This window comes from Bradyrhizobium sp. USDA 4369, from assembly GCF_054056435.1.
Genome location: NZ_JBSRYH010000001.1, coordinates 3,730,814 through 3,747,402, shown reverse-complemented (window position 1 = coordinate 3,747,402; position 16,589 = coordinate 3,730,814). Strand labels below are relative to the sequence as shown.

Below are 16,589 nucleotides of genomic sequence, written 5' to 3'. Positions count from 1 at the left end.
ATAGATACATTCTTAGCTTGTAGCTCTCTCAGCAAATTCACGAGCCTCATAGATATATCTCCTCAATCACGCCGCTCGCCGCCGCTAGCGCCGCAAGGCTCGGCGTCGCGAACAAGGTGCCGATATCTGCCGCCAGACCCTCCCGCCGCATCCGCTCCACCAAGGTCACCGCCAGCAGCGAGTGCCCGCCGAGCGCGAAGAAATTGTCGTGGCGCCCGACACGCTCGACACCGAGCAGTTCCGCCCAGATCCGGGCGATCGCCTCCTCGGTCTCGCCCTGCGGCGACTCGTAGGCCTGCACCGCGAACGCAGCGCCCTCCGGCGCCGGCAGCGCCTTTCGGTCCAGCTTCCCGTTCGGCGTCAGCGGTATCAGCTCCAGATGCACATAGGCCGACGGCACCATGTAGTCCGGCAACCGCGCCGCGAGATGGCTCCGCAACTGCTCCGCCCCGATCGCCGCATCGCCCACATAGTAGGCAACTAGACGCTGGTCGCCCGCGACATCCTCCCGCGCGATCACCGCGGCATCGCGCACACCCGCCTGCTCCGACAACCGCGCCTCGATCTCCCCGAGCTCGATCCGGAAGCCGCGGATCTTCACCTGGAAGTCGTTGCGACCGAGATACGCGATCGTTCCGTCGCTAAGCCAGCGCCCGAGATCCCCGGTCCGGTACAGCCGCGCCCCGGCCTCGCCTGAGAACCGGTCTTCCACGAACCGCTCCGCCGTCAGCTCGGAACGGTTCAGATAGCCTCGCGCGACTCCGGCCCCGCCGATATAGAGCTCGCCCGCAACACCGATCGGTGCAGGCTCACCATATGCATCAAGAATGTAGACCCTGAGATCCGGGATCGGTTGTCCGATCGGGCTCGCACCGTGCCTGTCCGCATCGGCTGCCTTGAGCGCATAGTATGTGACATGCACTGTCGTCTCGGTGATCCCGTACATGTTGATCAGGCTCGTCGCCTGATTGGCTTCGCGACAGTACCAAGGCTTCAGGGCCGCAGGCTCCAGCGCCTCGCCGCCAAAGATCACGGTGCGCAGATGATGCGTCCCCACCGTTTCAGCTTGAGCGGCTACCAATTGCCGGAAGGCGCTTGGCGTCTGGTTCAGGATAGTGACTTCCTCTCGGCACAGCAGATGATAGAAGTCATGTGGAGATCTCGTCGTCGCTTGTGGCACCACCACCAGCCGGCCCCCATGGAGTAGCGCACCCCAGATCTCCCAGACCGAGAAGTCGAACGCATAGGAATGGAACAGCGTCCAGACATCGTCGGCGCCGAACTGGTACCAGTGCTCCGTCGCGAGGAAGAGCCGGGCAACGTTCCGATGCTCGACCATCACCCCTTTCGGCGTGCCGGTCGATCCGGAGGTGTAGATCACATAAGCGAGATGGCTCGCCGCGAGCCCGACCTCGCTCCGCTCCGGATCGTGCGCGGGCGCCTCGGCCCATTGCGCCGCATCCGCGCCGATATCCAGCACGGGCACGCCGCTCTCGGCGAGCCCGGAAGCGGCGACGGCCAACGCCGCCTGCGCGCCGCCGCCCACCAGCAGCGCCACCGGCGCGCTGTCCTGAAGCATGAACGCCAGCCGCTCCGGCGGATAGGCCGGATCCAGCGGCACATAGGCTCCGCCCGCCTTCAGGATCGCCAGCAGACCCACGATCATCTCCGGGCTGCGCTCGATGCAGATCGCAACACGGTCATCCGGCCTGACGCCGAGCCCGCGCAGATGATGCGCCAGCCGGTTCGCCTGCGCGTTCAGCTCCGCATAGCTGAGTTGCCGATCCTCATGCACCACCGCAACCGCATCCGGCGTGCGTTCGGCCTGCGCCTCGAACAGTTCGTGCACGCACACATCCTGCGGATAATCCGCAGCCGTCGCGTTCCACTCCACCACAATACGATGACGCTCCGCGTCATCCTGCAGCGGCAAACGATCCACCGCCGCGTGCTCATCCGCCACCATGCCTTCCAGCAGCCGGACAAAGTACCCGACCCAACGCTCGACCGTCCCGCGGTCGTACAGCGCAGTCGCATATTCCAGCCCGCCGCTGATCGTCCCGCCTGTCTCCGCCAGGCTCAGCGTCAGGTCGAACTGCGCGCTCACCCGCGGCACCTCCACCGCTTCCAGCCGCAGCTCCCCAAGGTCGAGACGTTCTGCCGACATGCTCTGCCAGGCCAGCGCTACCTGGAACAGCGGCGCGTGGCTCAGGCTGCGCGACGGCTGCAACAGTTCCACCACCTGCTCGAACGGCAGATCCTGGTGCTCCTGCGCCGCCACCGTCTGCGCCTTCACCCGCGCCAGCAGCTCGCCCACCGATGGCGAGCCGGACACGTCGACACGTAGCGCCAGCGTGTTCACGAAGAACCCGATCAGCTCCTCGATCTCGGCACGTCCACGGTTCGCAACCGGGCTGCCGATCACCACATCCTCCTGCCCCGACAGCCGCGACAGCAGCGCCGCCCAGCCCGCCAGCAGCGTCATGTACAACGTCGTGCCATGACGATAGCTCAGTGCCCTCAGGGCCCCGGTCAGGTCTCCATCCAGCTGCACCGGCACCATCGCCCCGGCATAATTCTGCTCCGCCGGACGCGGCCGGTCCCATGGCAGCTCCAGAAGCGCAGGCGCCCCCGACAGCGCCTCCTTCCAATACGCTCCCTGGCGCGCCAGACCCTCGCCCGACAGCCAGCGCCGCTGCCACACCGCGTAGTCCGCATATTGGATCGCCAGCGCCGGCAGCGGATCAGCCTCGCCGCGCGCAAACGCCCCATACAGCACGCTCAGCTCGCGCGTCAGCACCCCCATCGACCAGCCGTCCGACACGATGTGGTGCATCGTCAACAGCAGCACATGCTCGTCGACATCCAGACGCACCAGCCGCCCCCGGATCAGCGGACCACGCTCAAGATCGAATGGCGCTGTCGCTTCCACAGCCGCCAATCGCTGCAACTCGCCTGCCGCATCCGACGTGCCCCGCAGGTCGTGCTGCATCAAGGCAAAGCCTGCATCCGCCGCGCCGACCTGCTGCACCGGCACGCCATCATCACGTTGCGCAAACACCGTCCGCAGCGCCTCATGCCGCGCCACGATCCGGTCCAGCGCGCGCAACAGCGCCTCTCGCTCCAACCGCCCGATCAGCCGCAATCCACCAGCAATGTGATAGGCTGAGTTCGCTCCCTCGAAGCGAGACAAAAACCACAGCCGCTGCTGTGCAAACGATAATGGCAGCGCTCCGTCATGCCCCGCTGGCGTGATTGACGGCAACTCGCTCGGGGCTGCGTCCTTCAGACCGGCTGCCAGTTCTGACAGCGTCGGACGCGCAAAAACTGCTGACAACGCCGCTTCCAATGCCAGCGCCTGCCGCAAACGTGACACCACCTGTATCGCCAGCAGCGAGTGCCCGCCGAGTGCAAAGAAGTTGTCGTGACGCCCGACACGTTCAACGCCGAGCAGCTCCGACCAGATTCGGGCGATCGCCGCCTCGGTCTCGCCCTGCGGCGGCTCGTAGGCCTGTACCGCGAACGCATCGCCGTCCGGCGCCGGCAGCGCCTTGCGGTCCAGCTTGCCGTTCGGCGTCAGCGGCATCAGTTCCAGATGCACATAGGCCGACGGCACCATGTAGTCCGGCAGCCGCGCCGCAAGATGACCCCGCAGTTCCTCCGCCCCGATCTCCGCATCGCTCACATAATACGCCACCAGACGCTTGTCGCCCGGACCATCCTCCCGCGCGATCACCGCGGCATCGCGCACACCTGCATGCTCCGACAGCCGCGCCTCGATCTCCCCGGGCTCGATCCGGAAGCCGCGGATCTTCACCTGGAAGTCATTGCGGCCGAGATACGCGATCGTCCCGTCTTCAAGCCAGCGACCGAGATCCCCGGTCCGGTACAGCCGCGCTCCCGCCTCGCCCGAGAACCGGTCCTCCACGAACCGCTCCGCCGTCAGCTCGGGACGGTTCAGATAGCCGCGCCCCACCTGGACGCCACCGATATGGATCTCGCCGGCAACACCGACCGGCACCGGCTCGCCATGCTCATCCAGAATGTAGATCTGCGTGTTCGAGATCGGTCGGCCGATTGGAACGCTCGCATCCGACGCTTCCCTTTCACAGCGCCACGCCGTCACATCCACCGCAGCTTCCGTCGGACCGTAAAGGTTATGCAGCTCCGTTCCTTCAAACCGCTCCAGTAACCGCGCCGCCAAAACCGGGGGCAGCGCCTCGCCGCTGCACATCACCCGCTTCACGCTCGTGCAACTGCCGGCTTCTTCATGCTCCAGGAATATCTGCAGCATCGATGGCACGAAGTGCAGCGTCGTGATCCGCTCCCGCCGGATCACATCCACCAGATAGGCCGGATCCTTGTGGCCCCCCGGCCGCGCCATCACCAGGCGCGCTCCCGCGAGCAACGGCCAGAAGAACTCCCAGACCGACACGTCGAAGCTGAACGGCGTCTTCTGCAGCACCGCGTCGTCACCGTCGAGAGCGTAGGCGTCCTGCATCCACAGCAGACGGTTCACCACCGCGCGATGACCGTTCATCGCGCCCTTGGGCTGACCGGTCGACCCGGAGGTGTAGATCACATAAGCGAGATGGTCCGCCGCGAGCCCGGCCTCGCTCCGCTCCGGATTGCGCGCGGGCGCCTCCGCCCATTGCGACGCATCCGCGCCGATGTCGAGCACTGCCATGCCGCCCGCCGCAAGCTCGGCCTCCACCACCGCCAACGCCGCATGCGCCCCGCCGCCCACCAGCAGCGCCACCGGCGCGCTGTCCTGAAGCATGAACGCCAGCCGCTCCGGCGGATAGGCCGGATCCAGCGGCACATAGGCCCCGCCCGCCTTCAGGATCGCCAGCAGCCCAACGATCATCTCCGGGCTGCGCTCGAGGCAGATCGCAACACGATCATCCGGCTTCACGCCGAGCTTACGCAGGTGATGCGCCAGCCGGTTCGCCTGCGCATTCAGCTCCGCATAGCTGAGTTGCCGATCCTCATGCACCACCGCAACCGCAGCCGGCGTCCGCGCCGCCTGCGCCTCGAACAGCTCGTGCACGCAAACATCCTGCGGATAATCCGTAGCCGTGGCGTTCCACTCCACCACCACACGCCGCCGCTCCGCGTCCGGCAGCACGTCGATCAGCCGCAGCGGCCGCTCCGGTGTCCGCTCCAGCGCCGTGACCAGCCCTTCCAGCGCCGTCGCCATGAACGCACAGACCCGCTCCGCCGCGACCGACGCCACAACCTGCGCCGTCAGTGCAAAGCCAGCACCCAGATCGTCCACCGACAGCGTCAGCGGATAGTTCGTCCGCTCCTCCGCGTGCAGGACCTCGATCCCCTCCCACTGAGCCTGCTCCGCTACGCCGCCCGCTGCACTGTGCCGGTAGTTCAGCAGCGACGAGAACAGCGGCGCCGGCGCCGCAACCCCGCTGCAGCGCTGCGCCAGCGCCAGCGGTGCATGCTCGTGACGCAGCAGCTCCGCAAGATGCCGCTGCACCTCGCGCACGCTCGCCGCCACGCCCTGCTCGCCGACCTCCACCCGCAGCGGCAGCGTGTTGATGAACAGGCCCAGCGCGCGCTCCGTCCCCTCGCTGCCCTGCAGCCGCCCGAACAGCACCGTCCCGAACACCACCTCGCTGCGCCCACAGCTGCGCGCAAGCAGCTGCGCAAACGCCACATGGAACAGGCTCGCCGCGCTCACGCCCAGCGCCCGCGCCTGCGACCGCAGCCGCTTCGCAAGCTCAGGCGCAAGCTCCAGATGCGCCTCCGCGATCTCGGACCCGTCGCCCTGCACGTCCAGCAGCCCGAACGGCGCCGTCGGCTCCGAGACCTTGCCCAGCATCCCGCGGAAGAACGCCTCGTGCTGCTCCCGGCTCATCCCCAGCCGCGCCTGCGCTACATAGGTCCGGAACGGCAGCGGCGCCGCAAGCCGCTCCGCCTCGCCCGCGAGATGCGACGCGATCTCCTCCAGCACGATCTCCAGCGTGGTATGGTCCATCACCAGATGATGGAACTGCAGCAGCAGCAGCCAGCCTCCGCTCCGCGGATCACGCGCGATCACGACCCGCAGCAGCGGCGCCCGCCGCACATCCAGCCGATCGTGCCGCGGATCGAACCGTGCACGCAGCTGCGCCGCCCCGTCGTCCCCACCGCCTGCCTCCAGCGCGACCTCTTCCACCGGCAGCGGTGCATGCCGCAACACCACCTGCACCGGCTCCGGCAGTTCCTCCCACAGCACCGCCGTCCGCAGGATGTCGTGACGGCCGATCACCGCATCGAACGCCGCCAGGAAGCCGTCCAGCCGCGCCCGGCTGTCAAATCCGAGCAAGCCGGACAACAGATAGACGTCCCCCTCTCCACCCATCAGATGATGGAACAGAATGCCCTCCTGCAGCGGCGCCAGCGGATAGATGTCCTGGATGTTGGCCCAGCCGCCCGGCACTACCGCAGCGATCTGATCGATCTCCTCCTGGCTCAACGCCACCAGCGGCAGCATCTCCGGCGTGATCCGCCCACATCCCGCAGGGATCAGGTTGGCCGGCACCGCAACCGTGGCCGCGCCACCACCGCCGGCCGCCGCCAGTGCGGCAAGGCTCGGCGTCGCGAACAGGGTGCGGATGTCAGCCGCCAGACCCTCCCGCCGCATCCGCTCCACCAAGGTCACCGCCAGCAGCGAGTGCCCGCCGAGTGCGAAGAAATTGTCGTGGCGCCCGACACGTTCAACGCCGAGCAGCTCCGACCAGATCCGGGCGATCGCCGCCTCGGTCTCGTCCTGCGGCGGCGCATAGGCCTGCACCGCAAACGCTGCGCCCTCCGGCACCGGCAGCGCCTTGCGGTCCAGCTTGCCGTTCGGCGTCAGCGGCAGCCGCTCCAGATGCACATAGGCCGCAGGCACCATGTAGTCCGGCAGCCGCGCCGCAAGATGGCTCCGCAGCTCGTCCGCCCCGATCGCCGCATCGCTCGCATAGTAAGCCACCAGACGCTTGTCGCCCGGAGCATCCTCACGCGCGATCACCGCGGCATCGCGTACACCCGCATGCTCCGACAGCCGCGCCTCGATCTCCCCGAGCTCGATCCGGAAGCCGCGGATCTTTACCTGGAAGTCGTTGCGACCGAGATACGCGATCGTTCCGTCTTCGCGCCAGCGCCCAAGATCCCCGGTCCGGTACAGCCGCGCTCCCGCCTCGCCCGAGAACCGGTCCTCCACGAACCGCTCCGCCGTCAGCTCGGGACGGTTCAGATAACCGCGCGCAACTCCCGCCCCGCCAATGTAGATCTCGCCCGCAACCCCGATCGGTGCGGGCTCGCCATGCTCATCCAGGATGTAGATCTGCGTGTTCGAGATCGGACGGCCGATATGCGCTGCAAACGGCTCGCCACGCGGCATAGAGACCCATGTCGAATAGGTCGTCGTCTCCGACGGCCCATAAAGATTGCATAACAGCTCTACCTGCGTCGTTCCGAACAACTGCTCTGCCAACGATCGTCTTAACGGTTCACCCGCAACATTGACGACTCGCACCGTCTCCGGAACACTCCCTCTCTTCAACAGCGCATCCAGTGCCGATGGAACGGTATTGATCAACGTCACGCGCGACTGTTTCGTCAGCTCAAGAACATTCTGCACCACGTCCACGGTCCCGCCGACTGTCAGCGGAACAAAACATTCGTAGATCGAGAGGTCGAAATTCAGCGAGGTCGACGACAAGGTCCGCGCCAGATCCTCACCGACAAAGGCCGATACGGCCCACGCGATGAAGTTGACCGCGTTGCCATGTTCAATGGCAACCCCCTTGGGCGTGCCGGTCGACCCGGAGGTGTAGATCACATAAGCGAGATGGCTCGCCGCGAGCCCGGCCTCGCTCCGCTCCGGATTGCGCGCAGGCGCCTCCGCCCATTGCGCCGCATCCGCGCCGATGTCCAGCACCGGTACGCCAACCTCGGCGAGCCCGGAAGCGGCGACGGCCAACGCCGCCAGCGCGCCGCCGCCCACCAGCAGCGCCACCGGCGCGCTGTCCTGAACCATGAACGCCAGCCGCTCCGGCGGATAGGCCGGATCCAGCGGCACATAGGCTCCGCCCGCCTTCAGGATCGCCAGCAGCCCAACGATCATCTCCGGGCTGCGCTCGAGGCAGATCGCAACACGGTCATCCGGCCTGACGCCGAGTCCGCGCAGATGATGCGCCAGCCGGTTCGCCTGCGCGTTCAGCTCCGCATAGCTGAGTTGCCGATCCTCATGCACCACCGCAACCGCAGCCGGCGTCCGCGCCGCCTGCGCCTCGAACAGCTCGTGCACGCAAACATCCTGCGGATAATCCGTAGCCGTGGCGTTCCACTCCACCACCACACGCCGCCGCTCCGCGTCCGGCAGCACGTCAATCAGCCGCAGCGGCCGCTCCGGTGTCCGCTCCAGCGCCGTGACCAGCCCTTCCAGCGCCGTCGCCATGAACGCACAGACCCGCTCCGCCGCGACCGACGCCACAACCTGCGCCGTCAGCGCAAAGCCAGCACCCAGATCGTCCACCGACAGCGTCAGCGGATAGTTCGTCCGCTCCTCCGCGTGCAGGACCTCGATCCCCTCCCACTGAGCCTGCTCCGCTACGCCGCCCGCTGCACTGTGCCGGTAGTTCAGCAGCGACGAGAACAGCGGCGCCGGCGCCGCAACCCCGCTGCAGCGCTGCGCCAGCGCCAGCGGTGCATGCTCGTGACGCAGCAGCTCCGCAAGATGCCGCTGCACCTCGCGCACGCTCGCCGCCACGCCCTGCTCGCCGACCTCCACCCGCAGCGGCAGCGTGTTGATGAACAGGCCCAGCGCGCGCTCCGTCCCCTCGCTGCCCTGCAGCCGCCCGAACAGCACCGTCCCGAACACCACCTCGCTGCGCCCACAGCTGCGCGCAAGCAGCTGCGCAAACGCCACATGGAACAGGCTCGCCGCGCTCACGCCCAGCGCCCGCGCCTGCGACCGCAGCCGCTTCGCAAGCTCAGGCGCAAGCTCCAGATGCGCCTCCGCGATCTCGGACCCGTCGCCCTGCACGTCCAGCAGCCCGAACGGCGCCGTCGGCTCCGAGACCTTGCCCAGCATCCCGCGGAAGAACGCCTCGTGCTGCTCCCGGCTCATCCCCAGCCGCGCCTGCGCTACATAGGTCCGGAACGGCAGCGGCGCCGCAAGCCGCTCCGCCTCGCCCGCGAGATGCGACGCGATCTCCTCCAGCACGATCTCCAGCGTGGTATGGTCCATCACCAGATGATGGAACTGCAGCAGCAGCAGCCAGCCTCCGCTCCGCGGATCACGCGCGATCACGACCCGCAGCAGCGGCGCCCGCCGCACATCCAGCCGATCGTGCCGCGGATCGAACCGTGCACGCAGCTGCGCCGCCCCGTCGTCCCCACCGCCTGCCTCCAGCGCGACCTCTTCCACCGGCAGCGGTGCATGCCGCAACACCACCTGCACCGGCTCCGGCAGGTCCTCCCACAGCACCGCCGTCCGCAGGATGTCGTGACGGCCGATCACCGCATCGAACGCCGCCAGGAAGCCGTCCAGCCGCGCCCGGCTGTCAAATCCGAGCAAGCCGGACAACAGATAGACGTCCCCCTCTCCACCCATCAGATGATGGAACAGAATGCCCTCCTGCAGCGGCGCCAGCGGATAGATGTCCTGGATGTTGGCCCAGCCGCCCGGCACTACCGCAGCGATCTGATCGATCTCCTCCTGGCTCAACGCCACCAGCGGCAGCATCTCCGGCGTGATCCGCCCACATCCCGCAGGGATCAGGTTGGCCGGCACCGCAACCGTGGCCGCGCCACCACCGCCGGCCGCCGCCAGCGCCGCAAGGCTCGGCGTCGCGAACAGGGTGCGGATGTCAGCCGCGATCCCCTCCCGCCGCATCCGCTCCACCAAGGTCACCGCCAGCAGCGAGTGCCCGCCGAGCGCGAAGAAGTTGTCGTGACGCCCGACACGTTCAACGCCGAGCAGCTCCGACCAGATCCGAGCCAGTCGCTCCTCGGTCTCGCCCTGCGGCGGCGCATAGGCCTGTACCGCAAACGCAGCGCCCTCCGGCGCCGGCAGTGCCTTGCGGTCCAGCTTGCCGTTCGGCGTCAGCGGCATCAGCTCCAGATGCACATAGGCCGACGGCACCATGTAGTCCGGCAGCCGCGCCGCAAGATGGCTCCGCAACTGCTCCGCCCCGATCGCCGCATCGGCCACGTAGTAGGCCACCAGACGCTTGTCGCCCGGAGCATCCTCCCGCGCGATCACCGCGGCATCGCGCACATCCGCATGCTCCGACAGCCGCGCCTCGATCTCCCCGAGCTCGATCCGGAAACCGCGGATCTTCACCTGGAAGTCATTGCGGCCGAGATACGCGATCGTTCCGTCGCCAAGCCAGCGCCCCAGATCCCCGGTCCGGTACAGCCGCGCTCCCGCCTCGCCCGAGAACCGGTCCTCCACGAACCGCTCCGCCGTCAGCTCGGGACGGTTCAGATAGCCCCGTCCCACCTGGACGCCACCGATATGGATCTCTCCGGCAACCCCGACCGGCACCGGCTCGCCATGCTCATCCAGAATATAGATCTGCGTGTTCGAGATCGGTCGGCCGATTGGAACGCTCGCATCCGACGCTTCCCTTTCACAGCGCCACGCCGTCACATCCACCGCAGCTTCGGTCGGACCGTAAAGGTTATGCAGCTCCGTTCCTTCAAACCGCTCCAGTAACCGCGCCGCCAAAACCGGGGGCAGCGCCTCGCCGCTGCACATCACCCGCTTCACGCTCGTGCAACTGCCGGCTTCTTCATGCTCCAGGAATATCTGCAGCATCGATGGCACGAAGTGCAGCGTCGTGATCCGCTCCCGCCGGATCACATCCACCAGATAGGCCGGATCCTTGTGGCCCCCCGGCCGCGCCATCACCAGGCGCGCTCCCGCGAGCAACGGCCAGAAGAACTCCCAGACCGACACGTCGAAGCTGAACGGCGTCTTCTGCAGCACCGCGTCGTCACCGTCGAGAGCGTAGGCGTCCTGCATCCACAGCAGACGGTTCACCACCGCGCGATGACCGTTCATCGCTCCCTTGGGCTGACCGGTCGACCCGGAGGTGTAGATCACGTAAGCGAGATGGTCCGCCGCGAGCCCGGCCTCGCTCCGCTCCGGATTGCGCGCGGGCGCCTCCGCCCATTGCGCCGCATCCGCGCCGATGTCGAGCACCGGCACGCCGCCCGCCGCAAGCTCGGCCTCCACCACCGCCAACGCCGCATGCGCCCCGCCGCCCACCAGCAGCGCCACCGGCGCGCTGTCCTGAAGCATGAACGCCAGCCGCTCCGGCGGATAGGCCGGATCCAGCGGCACATAGGCCCCGCCCGCCTTCAGGATCGCCAGCAGCCCAACGATCATCTCCGGGCTGCGCTCGAGGCAGATCGCAACACGGTCATCCGGCCTGACGCCGAGTCCGCGCAGATGATGCGCCAGCCGGTTCGCCTGCGCGTTCAGCTCCGCATAGCTCAGGTGCCGATCCTCATGCACCACCGCCACCGCATCCGGTGTCCGCTCGGCCTGCGCCTCGAACAGCTCGTGCACGCAAACATCCTGCGGATACTCCGCCGACGTCGCATTCCACTCTACCAACACACGATGACGCTCCGCGTCCGGCAGCACGTCGATCAGCCGCAGCGGCCGCTCCGGGGTCCGCTCCAGCGCCGTGACCAGCCCTTCCAGCGCCGTCGCCATGAACGCACAGACCCGCTCCGCCGCGACCGACGCCACAACCTGCGCCGTCAGTGCAAAGCCAGCACCCAGATCGTCCACCGACAGCGTCAGCGGATAGTTCGTCCGCTCCTCGCCATGCAGGACCTCGATGCCCTCCCACTGAGCCTGCTCCGCTACGCCGCCCGCTGCACTGTGCCGGTAGTTCAGCAGCGACGAGAACAGCGGCGCCGGCGCCGCAACCCCGCTGCAGCGCTGCGCCAGCGCCAGCGGTGCATGCTCGTGACGCAGCAGCTCCGCAAGATGCCGCTGCACCTCGCGCACGCTCGCCGCCACGCCCTGCTCGCCGACCTCCACCCGCAGCGGCAGCGTGTTGATGAACAGGCCCAGCGCGCGCTCCGTCCCCTCGCTGCCCTGCAGCCGCCCGAACAGCACCGTCCCGAACACCACCTCGCTGCGCCCACAGCTGCGCGCAAGCAGCTGCGCAAACGCCACATGGAACAGGCTCGCCGCGCTCACGCCCAGCGCCCGCGCCTGCGACCGCAGCCGCTTCGCAAGCTCAGGCGCAAGCTCCAGATGCGCCTCCGCGATCTCGGACCCGTCGCCCTGCACGTCCAGCAGCCCGAACGGCGCCGTCGGCTCCGAGACCTTGCCCAGCATCCCGCGGAAGAACGCCTCGTGCTGCTCCCGGCTCATCCCCAGCCGCGCCTGCGCTACATAGGTCCGGAACGGCAGCGGCGCCGCAAGCCGCTCCGCCTCGCCCGCGAGATGCGACGCGATCTCCTCCAGCACGATCTCCAGCGTGGTATGGTCCATCACCAGATGATGGAACTGCAGCAGCAGCAGCCAGCCTCCGCTCCGCGGATCACGCGCGATCACGACCCGCAGCAGCGGCGCCCGCCGCACATCCAGCCGATCGTGCCGCGGATCGAACCGTGCGCGCAGCTGCGCCGCCCCGTCGTCCCCACCGCCTGCCTCCAGCGCGACCTCTTCCACCGGCAGCGGTGCATGCCGCAACACCACCTGCACCGGCTCCGGCAGTTCCTCCCACAGCACCGCCGTCCGCAGGATGTCGTGACGGCCGATCACCGCATCGAACGCCGCCAGGAAGCGATCCAGCCGCGCCCGGCTGTCAAAGCCCAGCAACCCGGACAACAGATAGACGTCGCCCTCGCCACCCAGCAGATGGTGGAACAGGATGCCCTCCTGCAACGGCGCCAGCGGATAGATGTCCTGGATGTTGGCGCTGCCGCCCGGCACTACCGCCGCGATGCGATCGATCTCCGCCTGGCTCAGTGCGACCAGCGGCAGCATCTCCGGCGTGATCCGCCCGCAATCTGCAGGGATCAGGTTGGCTGGCACGGTCACCGTGGCTGCACCACCACCGCCGACTGCCGCCAGCGCCGCAAGGCTCGGCGTCGCGAACAAGGTGCGGATATCCGCCGCGATCCCCTCCCGCCGCATCCGCTCCACCAAGGTCACCGCCAGCAGCGAGTGCCCGCCGAGCGCGAAGAAGTTGTCGTGGCGCCCGACACGTTCAACGCCGAGCAGCTCCGACCAGATCCGAGCCAGTCGCTCCTCGGTCTCGCCCTGCGGCGGCGCATAGGCCTCCACCGCATAGGCTGCGCCGTCCGGCGCCGGCAGTGCCTTGCGGTCCAGCTTGCCGTTCGGCGTCAGCGGCAGCCGCTCCAGATGCACATAGGCCGACGGCACCATGTAGTCCGGCAGCCGCGCCGCAAGATGGCTCCGCAGCTCGTCCGCCCCGATCGCCGCATCGCTCGCATAGTAAGCCACCAGACGCTTGTCGCCCGGAGCATCCTCCCGCGCGATCACCGCGGCGTCGCGCACATCCGCATGCTCCGACAGCCGCGCCTCGATCTCTCCGAGCTCGATCCGGAAGCCGCGGATCTTCACCTGGAAGTCATTGCGGCCGAGATACGCGATCGTTCCGTCTTCAAGCCAGCGTCCGAGATCCCCGGTCCGGTACAGCCGCGCTCCCGCCTCGCCCGAGAACCGGTCCTCCACGAACCGCTCCGCCGTCAGCTCGGGACGGTTCAGATAGCCCCGCGCAACTCCGGCCCCGCCGATGTAGATCTCTCCGGCAACACCGATCGGTGCGGGCTCGCCATGCTCATCAAGAATGTAGATCTGCGTGTTCGAGATCGGTCGGCCGATGTGCAGCACCGCCTCGTCCGCCTCGAGCAAACCGGACGTGGCCACCACCGTCGTTTCCGTGGGACCGTAATTGTTGACCAGCGCGAATGGCAGCGCCTTGGGCAGCTTCCGCAAACGGTCGCCGCCCGTCAGCAGAACACGCAGGTGCCGGTTCACGAGCCCCTGCGACAGCACAAACTCCGCCATCGGGGTCGGCAGGAAGCTCACATCCAGCGGCTGGGTTTGCCACCAGGCCATCAGCGCTTCGGGATCCCGAGCCGTCTCAGGCCGCGGCACCACGAGCACGCCGCCGCAACACAGCGCCGGCCACACTTCCCAGCTGGAGGCGTCAAAGCTCAAACCTGCTACCAAGGAGCTGTGCGCTCCCGGATGCAGCGCGAAGGCCTCGCAATGCCAATGCACGAGGTTGGCGAGACCGCGATGCTCGACCATCACCCCTTTCGGCGTGCCGGTCGATCCGGAGGTGTAGATCACATAAGCGAGATGGTCCGCCGCGAGCCCGACCTCGCTCCGCTCCGGATCGTGCGCGGGCGCCTCGGCCCATTGCGACGCATCCGCGCCGATATCCAGCACGGGCACGCCGTTCTCGGCGAGCCCGGAAGCGGCGACGGCCAACGCCGCCTGCGCGCCGCCACCCACCAGCAGCGCCACCGGCGCGCTGTCCTGAAGCATGAACGCCAGCCGCTCCGGCGGATAGGCCGGATCCAGCGGCACATATGCCCCGCCCGCCTTCAGGATCGCCAGCAGCCCAACGATCATCTCCGGGCTGCGCTCGATGCAGATCGCAACACGATCATCCGGCTTCACGCCGAGCCCGCGCAGATGATGCGCCAGCCGGTTCGCCTGCGCATTCAGCTCCGCATAGCTGAGTTGCCGATCCTCATGCACCACCGCAACCGCAGCCGGCGTCCGCCCGGACTGCGCCTCGAACAGCTCGTGCACGCAAACATCCTGCGGATACTCCGCGGCCGTCGCGTTCCACTCCACCAAAACACGATGACGCTCCGCGTCCGACTGCAAGGGAAGCCGGACGATCTGACGTCGCCCGTCACTTACCATTTCCTGCAGAACATTCACCCAGTACTGCGACCATCGCTCGATCGTCGCCCGATCGAACATCTCTGATGCGTAATCAAAGAAGCAAGAGATCTCGTCATCGACCGGGACCGCCGTGACGAACAACTCGATCTTAGGCCCACGACCCGCCCCCATCGGCGTGCGCCCGAAACTACTCAGGCGCAATCCTCCCCACGGCACGGAAGCTGCGCCGCTTTCGCCGCCCATCACCTCTGCCAACCCATCCGCACCTCGCGAGTTGTGCATCACGAACAGGGTCTGACAGTAGGGCTGAAGCGAAGATGCTCTCGACGGATTGAGACGCTCGACCAATTCTGAGAACGGATAATCCTGATTGATCATCGACTGTCGGGCGGCCCGACGTACCTGCTGCAGGAGCGCCGCCACGTCCATATTTGCCGTGAGCACCGACCTTAATACGACCTGATTGACAAACGTGCCAACAACATCCGCCCACTTCCGACGCCCTCGGCCGGGCATGATGGTTCCGACTGCAACACGATCTTGGCCCGTGAGCCGGTGTAGGAAGGCGAAATATCCGGCCAACAGCACGACATACATCGATGAGCCGGTCACACGCGCAAGCTCATTCAGCCTAGAAGTCAGATCGCGGTCGATCGTGACTCGTACCATGCCTCTGTCGGACAAATCTACATTCGAAGCCGTTTCTTTCGGCAGATCGAGGGGGGGAAACTCTTCAGCGAGCGCCTCCCGCCAATAGTCGAGCTGGCGGCGCGATTCGCTGCTTTTTAACCAACGCTCCTGCCATTCGACATACTCAAAGTACGCCGGATTCTTGGCGATCAAGGCGCTTGATATCACCTCGATGCTCCCGGCATCCGCCTCGTACATCGGGCCGAGTTCAGCAATCAGACGCCACATCGACCACCCATCGAACACGAGGTGATCACAGATAATTTGAATGACGGCCTCTTCTTCGGCACAATCGTAGACGACGACCCGGACCAGCGGAGCCACTTCGAGATCGAAGGGCTTGCACCAATCGTCCCTCAGAATATCTTCAAGCGCGCTTGAATCGACTCCGCGCACGTTTCGCCGCGAAACCGCGATCTCAGCGCCCCAATCGATTGTCTGTTTCGGCTCACCGAACGCGTCGATGAACCGCGCGCATAGCATCGGATGCTTGAGCCGCAGGACGTTCAAAACCCGCTGCAAGCGCGCCAGATCCAGTTCGCCATAGATCCGCGCGCAGAAGCTTATATTGTGAGTTCCTCGTGCATGAGGATACAGCTCATACGAGAACCAGAGGGAACGCTGGATTCGAGACAGAGAACTCCATACCAGATCGCCGGAATTTCCTGCATGACGCCCCGGAACAAAGTTGCGATTCATCAACATCCCCTCAGCGTCAACGACCAGGGGGCGCCTCGGCAGTCGAACATGGTACGACAGCAACAGCCCACCCAAGTTGCGAAGAGCGCGCTCTCCTCCGCCATTCTAAGAAAAGCGACGGCTTCGACTTGGGATGATCCTAACTTAGTCTTCATATCCAGAAGCTGACAGAGCCAGGCCACGCGATACAACTTTAAATAGAAATCAATCAATTGATTGAGTGGAAATCTTGTCCTGCCAACAATGGCCGTAGCAACAGGGCTTCCGCAGACCGATAACGCCCAGCAGAAGCGCG

1 protein-coding gene and 1 pseudogene are annotated in these 16,589 nt (G+C 66.8%); both read right to left on the bottom strand.

The features are described from left to right. Positions 1-46 precede the first annotated feature (46 nt). Positions 47-14,806, bottom strand: coding sequence for an amino acid adenylation domain-containing protein (locus ACVIJ6_RS17005; protein ID WP_456777008.1), 14,760 nt, complete (start codon positions 14,804-14,806; stop codon positions 47-49). Positions 14,807-14,872: 66 nt separating this feature from the next. Continuing rightward, positions 14,873-16,294 (bottom strand): annotated as a pseudogene (locus tag ACVIJ6_RS17000) (condensation domain-containing protein); the annotation flags it as partial. Between the last annotated feature and the right edge of the window lie 295 nt (positions 16,295-16,589).